Below are 17561 nucleotides of genomic sequence, written 5' to 3'. Positions count from 1 at the left end.
GTACCCACGATGTTTGCATTCATTCTCAGGCGACTCGCGCAAGCCGTGATCGTCATGATCAGCGTCGCGCTGATCGCGTTCATGCTGTTCCAGTACGTGGGCGATCCCGTGGTGTTCCTGCTGGGGCAGGACGCCACGGCCGAGCAGGTCCGCGAACTGCGGGCCGATCTCGGTCTCGATCAGCCATTCTTCGTGCAGTTCTGGTATTTCCTCGCCAACGCGGTGCAGGGCGAGTTCGGACTGAGCCTGCGCCAGGGTGCCAAGGTATCGCGCTTGATCGCGGAGCGCTTCCCGGCCACACTGGAACTTGCCATGGTGGCTGCGGTGCTGGCACTGGCTGTGGGCATCCCCATGGGCGTGTATGCCGCGCTCAAGCGCGGCTCCTTCATGAGCCAGCTGTTCATGACCGTCTCGCTGCTCGGCGTGTCGCTGCCCACTTTCCTGATCGGCATTTTGCTGATCCTGGTGTTTGCCGTGAACCTGGGCTGGTTTCCCAGCTTCGGTCGCGGCGACGTGGTCCAGATGGGCTGGTGGTCCACGGGTTTGCTCACGGCCAAGGGCTGGCTGCACATCACCTTGCCGGCGATCACGCTGGCGATTTTCCAGCTCACGCTGATCATGCGGCTGGTGCGTGCCGAGATGCTGGAAGTGCTGCGCACCGACTACATCAAGTTCGCGCGCGCAAGAGGCCTCACCGACCGCGCCGTGCATTTCGGCCATGCGCTGAAGAACACCCTGGTGCCGGTGATGACCATCACGGGCCTGCAACTGGGTGGCCTGATTGCGTTTGCCATCATCACCGAGACGGTGTTCCAGTGGCCGGGCATGGGCCTGCTGTTCATTCAGGCGGTCACATTCGCCGACATTCCCGTGATGGCCGCCTACCTGTGTCTGATCGCGCTGATCTTCGTGGTGATCAATCTGATCGTGGACTTGCTGTACTTCGCCGTCGACCCTCGCTTGCGCGCCGAAAAATCGGGTGGACATTGAGCCCTGCACAGACATGCTGACCTCCCGCATCAAGGCCCATGGTCGCGCGTTCGCGCACATCGTGGCGTTTCACCCGGAGCTCACCGCGCTGCGCCGGGATCTGCACGCGCACCCCGAAATCGGGTTTGAAGAGCACTACACCGCGCAGCGCGTGGTGGAGTCGCTCAAAGTGTGTGGGGTGGACGAGATCCACACCGGCATCGGCAAGACCGGCGTGGTCGCGGTCATTCACGGACGGCGCCGCGAGAGCGGCCGCATGATCGGCCTGCGCGCCGACATGGACGCCTTGCCCATGACCGAGCACAACGACTTTGCGTGGAAGTCCACCAAGCCCGGGATGATGCACGGCTGCGGCCACGACGGACACACCACCATGCTGGTGGGCGCCGCGCGCTACCTGGCCGAAACGCGGCAGTTTGACGGCACGGCGGTGCTGATCTTCCAGCCCGGCGAAGAAGGCTTTGCGGGCGCCAAGGCCATGATCGAAGACGGCCTCTTCGAGCGCTTCCCGGTGCAGTCGGTCTACGGCATGCACAACTGGCCGCAGATGAAACCCGGCACGGTGGGGGTGAACCCCGGGCCGATGATGGCGTCGGCCGACCGCATCACCATCGAGATCACCGGAAAGGGTGGCCATGGCGCGCACCCGTACCAGACGGTGGACCCGGTGCTGGTCTCGGCCCACATCATCACTGCTGTGCAGAGCATCGTCTCGCGCAATGTGCGCGCCATCGACAGCGCGGTCATCAGCATCTGCGCCATGCAGGCCGGTGACATGGGCGCCTTCAGCGTGATGCCGGGCAAGGCCACGCTGGTGGGCACGGTGCGCACCTTCAATGCCGAGGTGCAGAACCTGATCGAGCAGCGCCTGCAAGAGGTGTGTTCTGGCGTGGCGCTGGGCCTGGGCGCTGCCGCTCACGTGAAGTACGAGCGCGTTTACCCGGCCACGATCAACAGCGCCGCCGAGGCCCGCTTCGCCGCCGACGTGGCGCAAAAGCTGCTCGGGCACGACCACGTGGACCGCAACATGGACCCGAGCATGGGGGCAGAAGATTTCTCGTTCATGCTGCAGGCCAAACCCGGTGCCTACCTGCGCCTGGGGCAAGGCCTGGAGAGCGGCATGGGCGGGTGTTACCTGCACAACAGCCGCTACGATTTCAACGACGAGGTGCTGCCTCTGGGCGCAGCGCTGCATGCTGGCCTGATCGAACAGGGCATGCCGCTGGCCGACGCCCCTGGCAAACCCGCTCAATCGACTTCCACAATTTCCAACCACGCAAGGAGTGATGCATGAAGTTCAACAAGACAGTGGTCAGCGGTCTGGTGATGTCCGCGGCCTTCGCCGTGGGTTCGGCCAGCGCGCAGACCATCCGCATCGGCAACCAGGGCGATGCGCTCTCGATGGACCCGCATTCACTGAACGAGTCGTTGCAGCTCAGCGTGACGAACAACGTTTATGAGCCGCTGGTGGGTCGCAACAAGACGCTCGGCCTGGTGCCGGCATTGGCCACGAGCTGGAAGCAGACCTCGCCGAGCGTGTGGCGCTTCGAGTTGCGCAAGGGCGTGAAATTCCATGACGGCGCGCCGTTCACGGCCGATGACGTGCTGTTCACCTTTGCCCGTGCCTCGGGCGAAGGCTCGGACATGAAGAGCTACACCAACGATGTGAAGGAGGTCCGTAAGGTCAACGACTTCACCATCGACATTGAAACCAAGGGGCCTTTCCCCATCCTTCCCGACGTGCTCTCGCTGCTGTTCATCATGAACAAGAAGTGGTCTGAAGAAAACCAGGCCACGCGCCCTGTGGACCGTCGCAAGGGCATCGAGAACGCGGCGTCGTTCCGCGCCAACGGCACCGGCCCATTTCGCCTGCGCGAGCGCCAGCCCAACATCAAGACCAGCTTCGTGCGCAACGGCAACTACTGGGGCAAGATCGAAGGCAACGTGATCAACGTGGAATACACGCCGATTGGCAACGACTCCACACGCGTGGCTGCGCTGCTCTCAGGCCAGGTCGACGTGATCGAGCCGGTGCCGCTGCAGGACGTGGCGCGCATCAACGCCAGCGGCAAGAGCAAGGTGATGCAAGGCCCTGAGCTGCGCACCATCTTCCTCGGCATGGACCAGAAGCGCGACGAACTGCTGTTCTCCAACGTCAAGGGAAAAAATCCCTTCAAGGACAAACGCGTGCGCCAGGCCTTCTACCAGGCAATCGACATCAACGGCATCCAGCGCACCGTGATGCGCGGTGCGTCCAAGCCCACGGCGTTGATGGTGGGTCCGGGCATCAACGGTTTTGACGAACCAATGAACGCCCGCCTGCCCTACGACCCCGAGGTGGCGAAGAAGCTGCTCACCGAAGCCGGCTACCCCAACGGCTTCGAGGTGGCCATGAACTGCCCGAACGACCGCTACGTGAACGATGGCGCAATCTGCCAGGCGGTGGCGGCCAACCTCGCACGGGTGGGCGTGAAGATCCTCCTGCAGGCCGAGACCAAGGGCACCTACTTCCCCAAGATCCTCAAGCGCGACACCAGCTTCTACATGCTGGGCTGGACCCCGGGCACCTACGACTCGCACAACGCCCTGAATGCGCTGATGCGTTGCGTGGACGAGAAGGGCAGTGGCCAGTTCAACCTGGGTGCGTACTGCAACCCCAAGATCGACGAGTTGACCGTGCAGATCCAGTCGGAGACAGACAAGGCCAAGCGTGACGCATTGATCAAGGAGGCTTTCAAGCTGCATTCCGACGACATCGGTCACCTGCCGCTGCACCAGCAAGCGCTGGCCTGGGGCGTGGCCAGCAATGTGGAGCTGGTCCAGCTGGCCGACAACTTCATGCCGTTTCGCTACATGTCTGTGAAATAGAAGCCCCCCGTGCGCCGCCTGCGGCGGCGTCCCCCCGGAGGGGGGACGCCCGCTGAGGCCGGCGGAGCCGGACCCGCGCGGGCCCTGGGCGGGCGCGCTCTCACTCGTTGCACTCTTAGGACTTTCCGTTGACCTCACTTCTGCACCGCTGGTTCGACAGCGATGTCGGCCACAGCTTCCGCACCTCTCCCACCGCCATCGTGGCGGCGGTGATTGCGCTCATCTGCGTCTTTTGCGCCGTGTTTGCGCCATGGGTGGCCCCGCACAACCCGTTCGACCTGGCCACGCTCGAACTCTCCAACGCGCGCCTGCCGCCCGCCTGGAGTCCGGAGGGCTCGCGCAACTTCCTGCTGGGCACGGACGACCAGGGCCGCGACATCCTCTCGGCGCTCATGTACGGCGCGCGCATCTCGCTGGCGGTGGGGCTGGCCTCGGTGCTGCTCTCGGTGGTGATCGGTGTGTCGTTTGGTCTGGCTGCGGGTTTCCTGGGGGGCTGGGTCGACAGCGTGCTCATGCGTCTGTGCGACGTGATGTTGTCGTTCCCTGCCATCCTGGTGGCGTTGCTGATCGCCGGTGTGGGTCGCGCGCTGTTTCCGAATGCGCACGAAGCGCTGGCCTTTGGTGTGCTCATCATCTCGATCACGCTCACCGGCTGGGTGCAGTACGCGCGCACCGTGCGCGGCTCCACGCTGGTGGAGCGCAACAAGGAATACGTGCAGGCCGCGCGCGTGACCGGTGTGGCGCCGCTGCGCATCATGCGCAGCCATGTGCTGCCCAACGTCATGGGCCCGGTGCTGGTGCTGGCCACCATCCAGGTGGCCACCGCCATCATCACCGAGGCCACGCTGTCTTTTCTGGGTGTGGGCGCACCGCCCACCTCACCGTCGCTGGGCACGCTCATCCGCGTGGGCAACGACTACCTGTTCTCCGGTGAGTGGTGGATCACCATCTTCCCGGGCGCCATGCTGGTGCTGATCGCACTCAGCGTGAACCTGCTGGGTGACTGGCTGCGCGATGCATTGAACCCGCGACTCCGGTAAACCCATGAGCCTCCTCCAAGTCAAGAACCTCGTCGTCGAGTTCCCCGGCCGCCGTGGCACATTGCGCGCACTGGACGACATTTCCTTCGACATCGCGCCCGGTGAAATCCTCGGTGTGGTGGGCGAGTCCGGCGCGGGCAAGTCGCTCACGGGCGCCTCCATCATCGGGTTGCTTGAACCCCCAGGCCGCGTGGCCTCGGGTGAAATTTTGTTGCAGGGCCAGCGCATCGACAACCTGCCACACGAAGACATGCGAAAGGTGCGTGGACGCAAGATCGGCGCGATCTTCCAAGATCCGCTGACCTCGCTCAACCCGCTGTATTCGGTGGGCCGCCAGCTCATCGAGACCATCACCACCCACCTGCCCGTCACGCAGGCCGAAGCACGCAAGCGCGCCATCGAACTGCTGAAAGACACCGGAATCCCCGCGGCCGAACAACGCATCGACCACTTCCCGCACCAGTTCAGTGGCGGCATGCGCCAGCGGGTGGTGATTGCGTTGGCACTCGCGGCCGAGCCGCAGCTGATCGTGGCCGACGAACCCACCACCGCGCTGGACGTGTCCATCCAGGCGCAGATCATCACGTTGCTCAAGACCATCTGCAAACAGCGTGGCGCGGCGGTGATGCTGATCACGCACGACATGGGTGTGATCGCCGAAACCTGCGACCGTGTGGCCGTGATGTACGCCGGGCGCATTGCCGAGATCGGTCCGGTGCACGAGGTCATCAACCACCCGGCCCACCCATACACCGCAGGTCTGATGGCCTGCATCCCCGACATGAGCATGGACCGCGAACGCCTGCACCAGATCGATGGCGCCATGCCGCGCCTCAACGCCATCCCGACCGGCTGCGCCTACAACCCGCGCTGCGAAAAGGTGTTCGACCGCTGCCATGTGGAGCGACCCGACCTGCTGATGGCCGGCGCCACGCGCGCGGCCTGCTGGCTGCACGCCGGTGCGGGAGTCTCGGCATGAGCTCGGACATGTTCGAGCGGGCCGTGCAGGCCCAGGCCGCCAAGGTGCAAACCGCCCAGACGCACGCGGACGTGTCTGCCGCCACCACCCAGGCAGCCACCGCCGCGCCACTGGTGCGCGCCATCGATCTGGCCAAGACCTTCGACGTCTCGGCTCCTTGGCTCAACCGAGTGATCGAGCGCCAGCCGCGCCAGCTGTTGCGCGCGGTCGATGGCGTGTCCTTCGACATCCCGCGTGGCCAGACGCTGGCGTTGGTGGGTGAGTCGGGCTGCGGCAAGAGCACCGTGGCGCGCCTGCTGGTGGGTTTGTACGAGCCCACACGGGGTGGTTTCGAGTTCGACGGGCAGGACGCGCACGCCGCCTTCAAGACACCCGAGGGCCGCAAGCTGCGCCGCCGTATCCAGATGATTTTTCAAGACCCCTACGCCAGCCTGAACCCTCGCTGGCGGGTGGAAGACATCATTGCCGAGCCGCTGCGTGAGCACGAGATCGAGACCGACCCGGATGCGCTGCGCGCGCGGGTGGATGATCTGCTGAAGTCGGTCGGTCTGTCTCCGCTGGATCGCGTGAAGTATCCGCACCAGTTCAGCGGCGGGCAGCGTCAGCGCATTTCCATTGCGCGGGCCCTGGCCACGCAGCCCGAGTTTCTGGTGTGCGACGAGCCCACCAGCGCGCTGGACGTGAGCGTGCAGGCGCAGGTGCTCAACATCATGAAGGACCTGCAGCGCGAGCGCGGTCTCACGTATCTCTTCATCAGCCACAACCTGGCCGTGGTGCGGCATGTGAGCGATCAGGTGGGCGTGATGTACCTGGGCCGGCTGGTGGAACTCGCGCCCAAGCACACGCTGTTCGACAGCCCGCGCCACCCCTACACGCGCATGCTGCTGGACGCGATCCCGAAGATGCACGACACGGGCCGCGCACGCACACCGGTCTCGGGCGAGGTGCCCAACCCGCTGAATCCACCCAGCGGCTGCGCCTTCAACCCGCGCTGCCCGCACGCCAACGACCGCTGCCGCAACGAGCGACCCGAATTGTTGACCTTGGCCGGTATCCGCATCGCGTGTCACGCGGTGGAAGAAGGGCGTATCTAGATCCCTCCGCGCTGCCTGCGGCGCCGCCCTCCGGGGAAGCCGCGTCAGCGGCGCTGGGAGGCGCGAGACCTGTTCGCAGCGCGCACGGTCACGCGTACCGTTTGCTTTTCAGGTTGTTCTTCATTTCCTTGAGCAGCGGCTGCAGCTTGTTGCCGCCGATGCGCAGGGCCAGGCAGGTGGCCACGATGTCGATCACCATCAGGTGCATCAGGCGCGAAGTCATGGGGCTGTAGCGGTCGTAGCCCTCGGGGTGGTCGGCCGAGAGGTGGATGTGGCCGGCCTGTGCCAGCGGCGTGCCGCTGGTGGTGATGGTGATCACAGTGGCGCCGTGCTTGCGCGCGATGTCGGCCGCGTCCATGAGGTCGCGCGTGCGGCCCGAGTTGGAGACGATCACCACGCAGTCGCCAGGGCCGAGCAGCGAGGCACTCATCACCTGCATGTGGCCGTCGCTGTAGGCGATGGCGTTGATGCCCAGGCGAAAGAACTTGTGCTGCGCGTCCTGCGCCACGATGCCCGAATTGCCCGCGCCATAAAACTCGATGCGACCCTTGTGCTTGTAGGTCGACACGAGTGCATCCACCGCCTTTTCAATCGCGTGGCTCGACGCGTCGTTGCGGTACTTCAGGAACGCCGCCACCGTGTTGTCGATCACCTTGACCAGCACGTCGCTGGTCTTGTCGTCCACGTCCACGCTGCGGTGGATGAAAGGCACGCCCTCGCTCACCGTGCCGGCCAGCTTGAGCTTGAAATCGGACAGGCCGTCGTAGCCCATGCTGCGGCAGAAGCGCACCACGGTGGGCTTGCTCACGTGGGCGCGATCGGCGAGCTCGGTCACGGGCAGGCTGGCGAAGGTGCGCGGGTCCAGCAGCACGAGCTTGCCCACACGTTGCTCGGCGGGTGCCAGCGAGGGCAGGGAGGCTTTGATCCGGTCGAGCATGGGGTGCACCTGGTTGGCAGAGGATGAAATTTTATTACCTGATCTGTTCGATAATACGTTCCATGAACCAGCTCGATGCCCTCAAACAATTCACCACCGTGGTGGCCGACACCGGCGATTTCAAGCAGATTGCCGCTTTTGCGCCTCACGACGCAACGACCAATCCCTCGCTGATCCTCAAGGCGGTCCAGAAGCCGGAGTACGCGCACCTGCTGACAGACGCGGTGGCGAAGTACGGCTCCCTGGGCCTCGACGAAGTGACGAACCGGCTGCTGGTGCATTTTGGCTGCGAGATCCTGCAACTCATTCCCGGCCGCGTGTCGACCGAGGTGGACGCTCGTCTGAGCTTCGACACCGAGGCCACGGTGGCGCGCGGACGCCGCATCATCGACCTGTACCGGGGCGAGGGCGTTCACGCGGACCGTGTGCTGATCAAGGTGGCTTCCACCTGGGAGGGCATTCAGGCCGCGGCCCAGCTGGAGCGCGACGGCATCCACACCAACCTCACGTTGCTGTTCTCGTTTGCCCAGGCGGTGGCCTGCGGGCAGGCGAAAGTCCAGCTGATTTCACCCTTTGTGGGTCGCATCTACGACTGGTACAAAAAGACCGCGGGCGCGGCTTGGGACGAGGCCGCCATGGCTGGCGCCAATGACCCGGGTGTGCGCTCGGTGCGCAGCATCTACGAGTTCTACAAGAATCACGGCATCCACACTGAGGTGATGGGCGCGAGCTTTCGCAACGTGGGCCAGATCACGGCGCTGGCCGGTTGCGACCTGCTGACCATCAGCCCCGACCTGTTGGCCCAGCTGGCTGCGAGCGAGGCGCCCCTGAGCCGTGCGCTGGACGCCGAAGCAGCGAAGGCCATGGACATTCCTTTTGTGACCCACGACGAAGCCAGCTTCCGCTTTGCTTTGAATGAAGACGCGATGGCCACGGAGAAGCTTTCCGAGGGTATCCGGGCTTTCGTGGCGGACACGATCAAGCTGGAAGCCTTGATGCGCTGAGCCTCCGTTCTTTGGCCTGGAGCGCATGGGTGCCCGGGTGGGCCGGACAGCTCATCAGCCGCTTCGCGTCAGCAAATCGCCGTCCGGCCCACCCGGGCACTCACGCTTTGGTTGAAAGAGCGGTTGAAGACAGAAATGAAAAAACCCCGCGAGGTGACTCGCGGGGTTTTTTTCTTGGGATTCCCGTCAGCCTGCGGTGATGCAGTCCGACGCAGCATGAGGGCCTAGCGCAAGGCGCATGGGCACTGACAGTAGCAACGCTACGGCAAGCCCATGCAACGCGGCGATCGGCCCTCAGGCAAGGAGAGCCGGAGCAATTACATGCCCATGCCGCCCATATCGCCCATGCCACCCATACCGCCACCACCCATGGCGGGTGCGTCATCCTTCGGGGATTCGGCAACCATGGCTTCGGTCGTGAGCATCAGGCTGGACACCGAAGCAGCGTTCTGCAGTGCGGTGCGGGTCACTTTCGTGGGGTCCAGAATGCCCATTTCGATCATGTCGCCGTACGTGTCGTTGGCGGCGTTGAAACCGAAGTTGCCTTTGCCGGCCAGGATGGCGTTGACCACCACCGATGGCTCGCCACCGGCGTTGGCCACGATTTCGCGCAGAGGCGCTTCGATCGCTTTCAGGACCAGCTTGATGCCGGCATCCTGGTCGGCGTTGTCACCCTTGATGGTGCCCGCGGCCTGACGGGCGCGCAGCAGGGCCACGCCACCACCGGCGACGATGCCTTCTTCCACCGCAGCGCGCGTGGCGTGCAGGGCGTCTTCCACGCGGGCTTTCTTTTCCTTCATCTCGACTTCGGTGGCAGCGCCAACCTTGATCACGGCCACGCCGCCGGCCAGCTTGGCCACGCGCTCTTGCAGTTTCTCGCGGTCGTAGTCGGAGGTGGCCTCTTCGATCTGCACACGCACTTGTTTCACGCGGGCTTCGATGTCAGCGGCAGCGCCGGCGCCGTCGATGATGGTGGTGTTTTCCTTGCCCACTTCGATGCGCTTGGCCGAGCCGAGGTCGGCCAGGGTCACTTTTTCCAGCGTCATGCCGACTTCTTCGGCAATCACTTTGCCGCCGGTCAGGATGGCGATGTCTTCCAGCATGGCTTTGCGGCGATCGCCGAAGCCAGGGGCCTTCACAGCCACAACTTTCAGGATGCCACGGATGGTGTTGACCACCAGGGTCGCCAGGGCTTCGCCTTCGACGTCTTCGGCAATGATCAGCAGCGGACGGCCGGCCTTGGCCACTTGCTCCAGCGTGGGCAGCAGGTCACGGATGTTGGAGACCTTCTTGTCGTACAGCAGCACGAAGGGGTTGTCCAACAGGGCCGACTGCTTCTCGGGGTTGTTGATGAAGTAGGGCGACAGGTAGCCGCGGTCGAACTGCATGCCTTCGACGACATCGAGCTCGTTCTGCAGCGATTTGCCGTCTTCCACGGTAATCACGCCTTCCTTGCCCACTTTGTCCATGGCGCTGGCGATGATGTCGCCGATGCTGGTGTCGCTGTTGGCGGAGATGGAGCCGACCTGGGCGATTTCCTTGCTGGTGGTGGTGGCCTTGGAGGCCTTCTTCAGCTCGGCGATCAGGGCTTCCACGGCACGGTCGATACCGCGCTTGAGGTCCATCGGGTTCATGCCGGCGGCCACGTACTTCATGCCTTCGCGCACGATGGCCTGGGCCAGCACGGTGGCGGTGGTGGTGCCGTCACCGGCGTTGTCGGAGGTCTTGGAAGCAACTTCCTTGACCATCTGGGCGCCCATGTTCTGAAGCTTGTCCTTCAGTTCGATTTCCTTGGCCACGGACACACCGTCCTTGGTCACGGTGGGGGCGCCGAACGAGCGCTCGAGCACCACGTTGCGGCCTTTGGGGCCCAGGGTGACTTTGACGGCGTTGGCCAGGATGTTCACACCCTCGACCATGCGTGCGCGGGCTTCGCCGCCGAAAATGACGTCTTTTGCTGCCATGTTGATAACTCCTAATTGAATTGAACAGTTGAGGACAGAGCGAGCAGGCGCTTCGCGGGCTGCTCGGTCAGTCCCGCAAAATTACTTGGACTCAACAACCGCGAACAGGTCGTCTTCTTTCATCACCAGCAGTTCATTGCCATCGACCTTGACGGTCTGGCCGCTGTACTTGCCAAACAGAACGCGGTCACCGACCTTGACGTTCATGGCGGCCACTTCGCCTTTGTCGTTTTTCTTGCCAGGACCGACCGCCAGGATCTCGCCCTGGTCGGGCTTCTCGGCGGCTGCGTCGGGGATGACGATGCCGGAAGCGGTTTTGGTTTCGCTGTCAATGCGCTTGACGATCACGCGATCGCCGAGAGGACGAAGGTTCATTGCATCTCCTGGGTATGGAACAAATGGGAAAGGGGCTCAGGTCGGCGGTGCCGGCTGTGAGCCGGATGGAAGCCGCCGATCACGTGGGGCGAGCTTGTTAGCACTCAACCCCAGCGAGTGCTAATGATAAGGGTGGTGACAACCCATTTCAAGGCCAGCGTGTTTTATTTCTGGTCGCACGCGGAACTTGGCCGCCCCATCCCGGGGCCGGTGGCGCGAGCACTTACCATTCCGGGATGGATCGATTCAACCCCCCGCTCGATCCGGCCCCCTGGTTTGCTTCCCTGTCCCGCCTCCTGGCGGGTCTGGCCGTTCTGTTGTTCGGTCTCTGGATTGCCCTGTGGCCGGACCTCGCCCGCGCCTCACCCGGCGAAACCGACGTCACCCTGCAGGCGCGCCACTGGACCGACCCGACGGGTGGTTTGGGCATCGACGAGGTGGTCCGCCGGCCCACCGGGGATTTCGAGGCCATGGAGCGTTACCGCAGCTTTCAGCTCGACGGCGCCGCGCTGTGGTTGCGGCTGGACCTGCCGCAGCGCGACGCCGGGCGGCGCTGGTACCTGATGTTGAGCGCAGCCGCATTCACCAACCGGGCCACCCTGTACACCGCCAGTCCGTCGGGGGTGTGGACGGCCCAGCAGGCGGGCGATCACCTGCCGGTGTCCCGATGGGACCAGCCGGACCAGTCGCCGTTGTTTGCGCTCGATCCCCAGGCCACCGGCCCTGTGTGGCTTCGGCTGGAGAATCGGCCCGCGCCGCTGAGCCCACGCCTGATCCTGCTGGATGAGCGGGAGTTGCAGGCGAAGCGTCAATGGACCTTCCTGATGGTGGGGGGGTACCTGGGCTTCGGGCTGCTGGTGTTGTTCATCGGGTGGGTGCATGCGCGCCTGTACGCCGACCGCGCGTTCATCGCTTACTGCTGTTATGTGGCCAGCATGCTGGGCTTCCAGGCCGCCTTTACCGGCATCGGCGGCTTGTTCTTCTGGCCCGATCACGCGGCCTGGAACGATGCGGCGCCAGCCGTGTTCATGCTCTGGTTGACGGCCTCGGGCATCTGGTTCGTGCGCGAAGTCTGCGTGGTCTCGCGCCACCACCGCGGGCTCGACCGTCTGGTGCTGGCCTGGTCGGTGTTCGGCCTGCTGTTTCCCGCGGTTTACCTGCTGCTGCTGAACCGGCCGGCCTTCATCGTGCTCAACCTGTACGGCCTGTTGTCGGTCCTGCTGAGTTTCGGCCTTTGCATCTGGACCTGGCGCCGGGGCGAAACCTACGCCGGCTGGATGGCGCTGGGCTTCCTGCCGGTGCACCTGGCCTACCCCTTTCCGGCACTTCGCAGTGCAGGGGTTCTCCCGGACAGTTGGGCGACGCAGTACGCGGTGTTGATCGGCTCGGCGATCGAGATTCCGCTGCTGCTCTACATCCTTCACCGCCGCGCCAAGGACTTCAGCGAGAACCGTGCCCGCTTGCGGGCGATTGAAAGCACCGATCCCCTCACCGGCCTGACGATTGCCCCCGTGCTGCTGCTGCGCCTGCGCGATGCCCTGCGGCGGTCGTCGCGTTATGGTCACCGCTGCGGCCTGGTGCTGGTGGAGTTGTCCAACCACGCCGACATTCTCAGCCGCGAGGGCCGTGAGGCCGGTGATCGGGCGCTGGTGGTAGCCGCCTCGCGCCTGTCGGCCGTGGTGCGCGATGTGGACACAGTCTGCCGCATCGCCGAGACCCGCTTCGCGCTGCTGGTCGAGGGGCCCGAAGACCTCAAGATGCTGGGCCAGCACATCGTGGCCAAAGGGCTGGAGCGGGTGCCTTTGCTGCCGGCCGATCTGTCGCTGCGTTTCCGTCTGGTCTCGGCCTCACTGCCGGACGATGCCGACGAGTCGCTGGACGACGCGCGCCTCATGGAGCGCCTGCACGGTGCGCTGGACCGGCTCGCCGAAGACCCACGCAAGGTGGTGTTGCACCTCGCGCAATTGGCCTGATTGGCTCGGGTGGAGCGGAGGCTTCAGAAATGCGCCAGGTAGCCGCCGTCCACCACCAGTGTCTGGCCGGTGACGTAACTGGCCGCGGGCGAGGCCAGGAACACGGCGGCTCCCGCGATCTCGTCCGGCTGGCCCCAGCGGCCGAGCGAGCTGCGCTGCTGTAGCCAGGCCAGGGTCCGGGCATCGTCGACCATGGCTGCGTTGGCCTCGGTGGCAAAGAAGCCAGGGGCAATGGCATTGACGTTGATGCCGTGCGGACCGAGTTCGGCGGCCAAGGCGCGGGTCAGGGCTTCGAGCGCGCCTTTGCCGGTGGTGTAGGCCGCGTCGCCGGCGCGGGCGATCGGCCCGGCGATCGAGGTCACGTTGATGATGCGACCGAAGCCCTGTGCACGCATGGGCCGTGCGGCCTCACGACACAGGTGCCAGGCCGACACCAGATTGGCCTCCAGCAGCTCGCGCAGCGCCTGGGCAGGCAGCTCGTCCAGTGGCTGTCGGCGGCGCTGGCCCACGTTGTTGATCAGGATGTCCAGACGCCCGCTGTTCGCCAGCACGCGGGCCAAGGCGGCGGTGGCCGCGGCTTCGTCGGTCACGTCAAACGGCAGTGCGTGCGCCAGTCCCGCGCCGGCTGACCCGCAAGCCCGGATTTGTTCCACGGCCATGGCCAGGCTGTCGGCATCGCGGCCACCCAACCAGACGTCGGCGCCGTGGACGGCCAGCGCGCGGGCCATGGCCAGGCCCAGGCCACGGCTGGCACCGGTGACCAGCGCCACGCGGCCTTGCAAAGAGAAGAGGGGGGTTGAGGTCACGCGCGAATTATCGACGGGCAACATGCCCGCCGAGTGGTGCGCCTCATCGCGGCTCAGGCCGCGAGTTCAGCCATCGACGATTCCGGGAAGGCCAACTCGGGCTCGATGTTCTCCAGCGGCAGCGTGAAGTAGAAGGTGCAGCCTGCGCCGGGTGCCGTTTCGGACCAGATGCGCCCGCCGTGCCGGTCGATGATGCGTTGTGCCAGGGCCAGACCGGTGCCGGTGCCCTCGAAGTCCATCGAATGGTGCTGGCGCTGGAACATCACGAACAGGTTGTGCGCCTTCTCCAGGTCGAAACCCGCGCCGTTGTCGCTCACGAAGAAGGTGCGCCCGCCCATGGGGTTGACCTTCCAGCCCACCTTGATGACCGCGTCATCGCGCTTGGCGGTGTACTTCACTGCGTTGTCGAGCAGGTTGCCCCAGGCCTGGGCGAGCAGCATGGCGTCGCCACGAACCAGTGGAAGATCGGGGTCGATCAACCATTGAATGGAGCGCTTCGGGTGCTCCTGCTTCAGGTGGGCGACGACGCCGTGCAACAACTGCGTGAGCGGCACAGGCTGGGCCGCGACCGTCACACGGCCCAGGCGCGCGTACTCCAGCAGGCCTTCGATCATCAGGCTCATGCGCTTGGCCGCCTTGGCGATCGAGGTCTGGTATTGGCGGGCGAGGTTGTCGGTGGACTCACCCGTCTGCTCCTGCAGCAGGCTCACGAAGCTGGCGATGTGACGCAGCGGTGCGCGCAGGTCGTGCGAGACCATGTGCGAGAACACATCCAGGTCCTTGTTGGCCGCCACCAGTTGCTGCGTGCGTTCGGCCACACGTTTTTCCAGTTCGCGGTTGAGGTCGTTCATCACGTCCTCCAGGCTCTTGGCCGCGGTCATGTCGCGCGTGATGCTGGAGAGGGCCTGCAGTTCACCCACTTCGTTGCGCAGCGCGGTGAGCACGGTGTGCGCCCAGAAGCGCGAGCCGTCCTCGCGCAGGCGCCACCCGCGCGACTCCCATTGGCCGTGCTCCTTGGCCAGGCGCAGCACCTGGCTTGGGTCCACTTCGTCTTCACCCGCGTTGTCGGTGCACATCAGCGTTTCGTAGGACTGGCCGACGATCTGCGAGCGCTGGTGGCCGTGCAGGCGCTGGGCGCTCTCGGTCCATTCGGTCACGGCACCGGACTCGTCCACAAAATAGATGCAGTAGTCCTGGATCGCATCGACCATCAGGCGGTAGCGCTGCTCGCTGGCAAACAGCTCTTCCGAGCGCTCGCGCACCCGCTCTTCCAGGTCCTGGTTGGCGTGCAACACGAACTCTTCGGTGCGGCGACGATCGGTGATGTCGTGCAGCTCGATGAACAGACCCTCGACGGATCCGTTCTGCAGATCGGGGATGTAGTGGATCTCGAAGTAGTTCAGGCCGCCATCGGCACCCATGCGCTCGGCTTCGAAGTTTTGCGCCTGTCCACCCAGCGTGGCCAGCACGCGCGGCATGATTTCGGGCAAGACCTCGGGACGAACCACCTCGCTCAGGTGCGAGCCCACCATGTCCTCGGGCTCCTTGGCGTAGCGCTGGGCGTGCGCGTTGTTGGCAAAGCGGCAGATCAGGTTCTTGTCGTAGTACGCCAGCCGAGCCGGAATGCGGTTGGTGATGCTGCGCAGGATGGCGTCTTGCGGCGCGTCGGTGACGTGGCTGGCCGGCACATTGCCGAGGTCGGCCACCATGGTGCTGGTGTGCAGGAATTGTCCTTCGGCATCAAAGACGGCCGTGGACGTGAGCCGGGCCTGCAGAAAGTCGCCGTTGGCGCGGCACAGCGTGAGCGTGAGCGGCTCGGTGCGGCCACTGATGAGCAGCTGTTCCACGTGCGTGGACGCCTGGCTGCGGGATTCGGGTGACGCCAGGTCTTCCAGCGTCTTGAAGATGATCACTTCCTCCCTGTCCATGCCAAGCCAGTCCAGCAATGTCTGGTTGATGTTCACGCAGCGCAATTCGGCGTCCAGCGCCAACAGGCCGCAGGGCGCGTTGTCGTACAAGGCGCGGGCAGCGCTCAAGGCGGCCAGCAATTCGTCGGTGATGGGTGCCAACTGCTGCTCAGAGGTCGGTGCAGAGGTGTCCATGGTGGAGGGCTCCAGGTCGGTTCGGTCAGGGCAAGGAATTGCTCGTATTTCCTTATCGGACGCTGGCGGAAAAAATTCAGGGAAACGAAATCGCGGGAATGGCGGGTGAATCCAGCCCAGTTGAGGCGAAAAAAAGCCCCGGAGCTTGCGCGCCGGGGCTTTTGGGTGTTTGTAAGTGATTGCTTACAAGCCTGCGGCCTTGCGCAGGGCGGCAGCGCGGTCGGTGCGCTCCCAGGTGAATTCGGGCTCTTCGCGGCCAAAGTGGCCATAGGCGGCGGTCTTGGTGTAGATCGGGCGCAGCAGGTCCAGCATCTGGATGATGCCTTTGGGACGCAGGTCAAAGTGTTCATTCACCAGCGCGGCGATCTGCTCGTCGGAGATCACGCCGGTGCCTTCCGTGTAAACCGTCACGTTCATCGGGCGGGCCACGCCGATGGCGTAAGCCACCTGGATCTGGCACTGCTTGGCCAGGCCGGCGGCCACCACGTTCTTCGCCACGTAGCGCGCGGCGTAGGCGGCCGAGCGGTCGACCTTGGACGGGTCCTTGCCGGAGAACGCACCACCACCGTGCGGGCAGGCGCCGCCGTAGGTGTCGACGATGATCTTGCGCCCGGTCAGGCCGCAATCGCCCTGGGGGCCGCCGATGACGAAACGGCCGGTGGGGTTGATCAGGTAGTGCGTGTTCTGCAGCCATTCCTTGGGCAGCACCGGCTTGATGATCTCTTCGATGATGGCTTCATTGAACGAAGCCTTCATTTTGGTGGACGTCTCGCTCTGGTCGGGGCTGTGTTGGGTCGAGAGCACCACGGTGTCGATGCTGTGGGGCTTGCCGTCCACGTAGCGCATGGTCACCTGGCTCTTGGCGTCGGGGCGCAGGAATGGCAGGCGGCCATCCTTGCGCAGCTGGGCCTGGCGCTCCACCAGGCGGTGCGCATAGTAAATGGGTGCAGGCATCAGCTCGGGCGTCTCGTCGCAGGCGTAGCCAAACATCAGGCCCTGGTCACCAGCGCCGATGTTGAGGTGGTCGTCTGACGCATGATCCACGCCCTGGGCGATGTCGTTGCTTTGCTTGTCGTAGGCCACCAGCACCGCGCAGCCCTTGTAGTCGATGCCGTACTCGGTGTTGTCATAGCCGATGCGCTTCAAGGTGTCGCGTGCGACCTGGATGTAGTCGACGTGCGCGTTGGTCGTGATCTCGCCGGCCAACACCACCAGGCCGGTGTTGCACAGCGTTTCGGCTGCCACGCGGCTGCGGGGGTCCTGGGTGAAGATCGCGTCGAGGATCGCGTCGGAAATCTGGTCGGCAACCTTGTCGGGGTGGCCTTCAGAGACGGATTCGGAAGTGAAAAGGAAATCGTTCGCCATGGTTAAACTCCAAGTTGGTTGATCGGCGTTGCCGGTCTGTCAGAGTTCGGCGAACGCTTTAGCG

At 64.6% G+C, this 17561-nt stretch carries 14 protein-coding genes; 8 read left to right on the top strand and 6 right to left on the bottom strand.

Annotation, left to right across the window (positions count from 1 at the left end):
- Positions 1-9: 9 nt before the first annotated feature.
- The 6 genes from F9Z44_RS17055 (at position 10) to F9Z44_RS17030 (ending at position 6971) form a co-directional block, all read left to right on the top strand.
- A complete protein-coding gene (locus tag F9Z44_RS17055; protein WP_159607909.1) occupies positions 10-990 on the top strand; it encodes an ABC transporter permease in 981 nt (326 codons plus the stop codon).
- A gap of 13 nt (positions 991-1003) precedes the next feature.
- Complete coding sequence (locus F9Z44_RS17050; protein WP_159607908.1) at positions 1004-2284, top strand: M20 aminoacylase family protein; 1281 nt, start codon at positions 1004-1006, stop codon at positions 2282-2284.
- Positions 2281-3858 (top strand): ABC transporter substrate-binding protein, encoded by a 1578-nt coding sequence (locus F9Z44_RS17045; RefSeq protein WP_159607907.1) that lies wholly within the window; start codon positions 2281-2283, stop codon positions 3856-3858. The genes F9Z44_RS17050 and F9Z44_RS17045 overlap by 4 nt, the downstream gene beginning before the upstream one ends.
- 128 nt (positions 3859-3986) lie before the next feature.
- Positions 3987-4898 carry an ABC transporter permease gene (locus F9Z44_RS17040; protein ID WP_159607906.1) on the top strand — a complete coding sequence of 304 codons (912 nt, stop codon included), beginning with the start codon at positions 3987-3989 and terminating at the stop codon, positions 4896-4898.
- 4 nt (positions 4899-4902) lie between these two features.
- A complete protein-coding gene (locus F9Z44_RS17035) occupies positions 4903-5877 on the top strand; it encodes an ABC transporter ATP-binding protein (protein WP_159607905.1) in 975 nt (324 codons plus the stop codon).
- Positions 5878-5948: 71 nt separating this feature from the next.
- A complete protein-coding gene (locus F9Z44_RS17030; RefSeq protein ID WP_159608787.1) occupies positions 5949-6971 on the top strand; it encodes an ABC transporter ATP-binding protein in 1023 nt (340 codons plus the stop codon).
- 88 nt (positions 6972-7059) lie between these two features.
- Here F9Z44_RS17030 and F9Z44_RS17025 read toward each other — a convergent pair whose 3' ends face one another.
- Positions 7060-7908, bottom strand: a complete 849-nt coding sequence (locus tag F9Z44_RS17025) for a MurR/RpiR family transcriptional regulator (protein ID WP_159607904.1) — start codon at positions 7906-7908, stop codon at positions 7060-7062.
- 62 nt (positions 7909-7970) lie between these two features.
- Between F9Z44_RS17025 and tal the strand changes: the two genes are divergently transcribed.
- A complete protein-coding gene (tal, locus tag F9Z44_RS17020; RefSeq protein ID WP_159607903.1) occupies positions 7971-8912 on the top strand; it encodes a transaldolase in 942 nt (313 codons plus the stop codon).
- A 317-nt stretch (positions 8913-9229) separates the two neighbouring features.
- Here tal and groL read toward each other — a convergent pair whose 3' ends face one another.
- On the bottom strand, positions 9230-10876 hold the full coding sequence (gene groL / locus F9Z44_RS17015) for a chaperonin GroEL (RefSeq protein WP_159607902.1): 1647 nt from the start codon (positions 10874-10876) through the stop codon (positions 9230-9232).
- Positions 10877-10957: 81 nt separating this feature from the next.
- On the bottom strand, positions 10958-11251 hold the full coding sequence (gene groES, locus F9Z44_RS17010; RefSeq protein ID WP_159607901.1) for a co-chaperone GroES: 294 nt from the start codon (positions 11249-11251) through the stop codon (positions 10958-10960).
- A 236-nt stretch (positions 11252-11487) separates the two neighbouring features.
- On the opposite strand from groES, the gene F9Z44_RS17005 reads away from it, so the two are divergent.
- Positions 11488-13224, top strand: coding sequence for a sensor domain-containing diguanylate cyclase (locus tag F9Z44_RS17005; RefSeq protein ID WP_159607900.1), 1737 nt, complete (start codon positions 11488-11490; stop codon positions 13222-13224).
- A gap of 23 nt (positions 13225-13247) precedes the next feature.
- On the opposite strand, the gene F9Z44_RS17000 is transcribed toward F9Z44_RS17005, so the two are convergent.
- The 3 genes from F9Z44_RS17000 to metK all read right to left on the bottom strand — a co-directional run bounded on the left by F9Z44_RS17000 (position 13248) and on the right by metK (position 17497).
- Positions 13248-14054, bottom strand: coding sequence for an SDR family oxidoreductase (locus F9Z44_RS17000; protein ID WP_159607899.1), 807 nt, complete (start codon positions 14052-14054; stop codon positions 13248-13250).
- Positions 14055-14083: 29 nt separating this feature from the next.
- On the bottom strand, positions 14084-16132 hold the full coding sequence (locus tag F9Z44_RS16995) for a PAS domain-containing sensor histidine kinase (RefSeq protein ID WP_159607898.1): 2049 nt from the start codon (positions 16130-16132) through the stop codon (positions 14084-14086).
- A gap of 183 nt (positions 16133-16315) precedes the next feature.
- Positions 16316-17497, bottom strand: coding sequence for a methionine adenosyltransferase (metK, locus tag F9Z44_RS16990; RefSeq protein WP_159607897.1), 1182 nt, complete (start codon positions 17495-17497; stop codon positions 16316-16318).
- Between the last annotated feature and the right edge of the window lie 64 nt (positions 17498-17561).

The organism is Hydrogenophaga sp. PBL-H3, from assembly GCF_010104355.1.
GTDB lineage: Bacteria > Pseudomonadota > Gammaproteobacteria > Burkholderiales > Burkholderiaceae_C > Hydrogenophaga.
Note: the sequence above shows the minus strand (reverse complement) of the source record. Positions and strands in the feature narration are given on the sequence as shown.

Bases quoted from the DNA above. Each gene is read 5' to 3' on its own strand.
- metK (WP_159607897.1), bottom strand. From the start codon at position 17,497: ATGGCGAACGATTTCCTTTTCACTTCCGAATCCGTCTCTGAAGGCCAC.
- groES (WP_159607901.1), bottom strand. From the start codon at position 11,251: ATGAACCTTCGTCCTCTCGGCGATCGCGTGATCGTCAAGCGCATTGAC.
- F9Z44_RS17050 (WP_159607908.1), top strand. From the start codon at position 1,004: ATGCTGACCTCCCGCATCAAGGCCCATGGTCGCGCGTTCGCGCACATC.
- F9Z44_RS17045 (WP_159607907.1), top strand. From the start codon at position 2,281: ATGAAGTTCAACAAGACAGTGGTCAGCGGTCTGGTGATGTCCGCGGCC.
- F9Z44_RS16995 (WP_159607898.1), bottom strand. From the start codon at position 16,132: ATGGACACCTCTGCACCGACCTCTGAGCAGCAGTTGGCACCCATCACC.
- tal (WP_159607903.1), top strand. From the start codon at position 7,971: ATGAACCAGCTCGATGCCCTCAAACAATTCACCACCGTGGTGGCCGAC.
- F9Z44_RS17000 (WP_159607899.1), bottom strand. From the start codon at position 14,054: ATGTTGCCCGTCGATAATTCGCGCGTGACCTCAACCCCCCTCTTCTCT.
- F9Z44_RS17055 (WP_159607909.1), top strand. From the start codon at position 10: ATGTTTGCATTCATTCTCAGGCGACTCGCGCAAGCCGTGATCGTCATG.
- F9Z44_RS17035 (WP_159607905.1), top strand. From the start codon at position 4,903: ATGAGCCTCCTCCAAGTCAAGAACCTCGTCGTCGAGTTCCCCGGCCGC.
- F9Z44_RS17005 (WP_159607900.1), top strand. From the start codon at position 11,488: ATGGATCGATTCAACCCCCCGCTCGATCCGGCCCCCTGGTTTGCTTCC.
- F9Z44_RS17025 (WP_159607904.1), bottom strand. From the start codon at position 7,908: ATGCTCGACCGGATCAAAGCCTCCCTGCCCTCGCTGGCACCCGCCGAG.
- groL (WP_159607902.1), bottom strand. From the start codon at position 10,876: ATGGCAGCAAAAGACGTCATTTTCGGCGGCGAAGCCCGCGCACGCATG.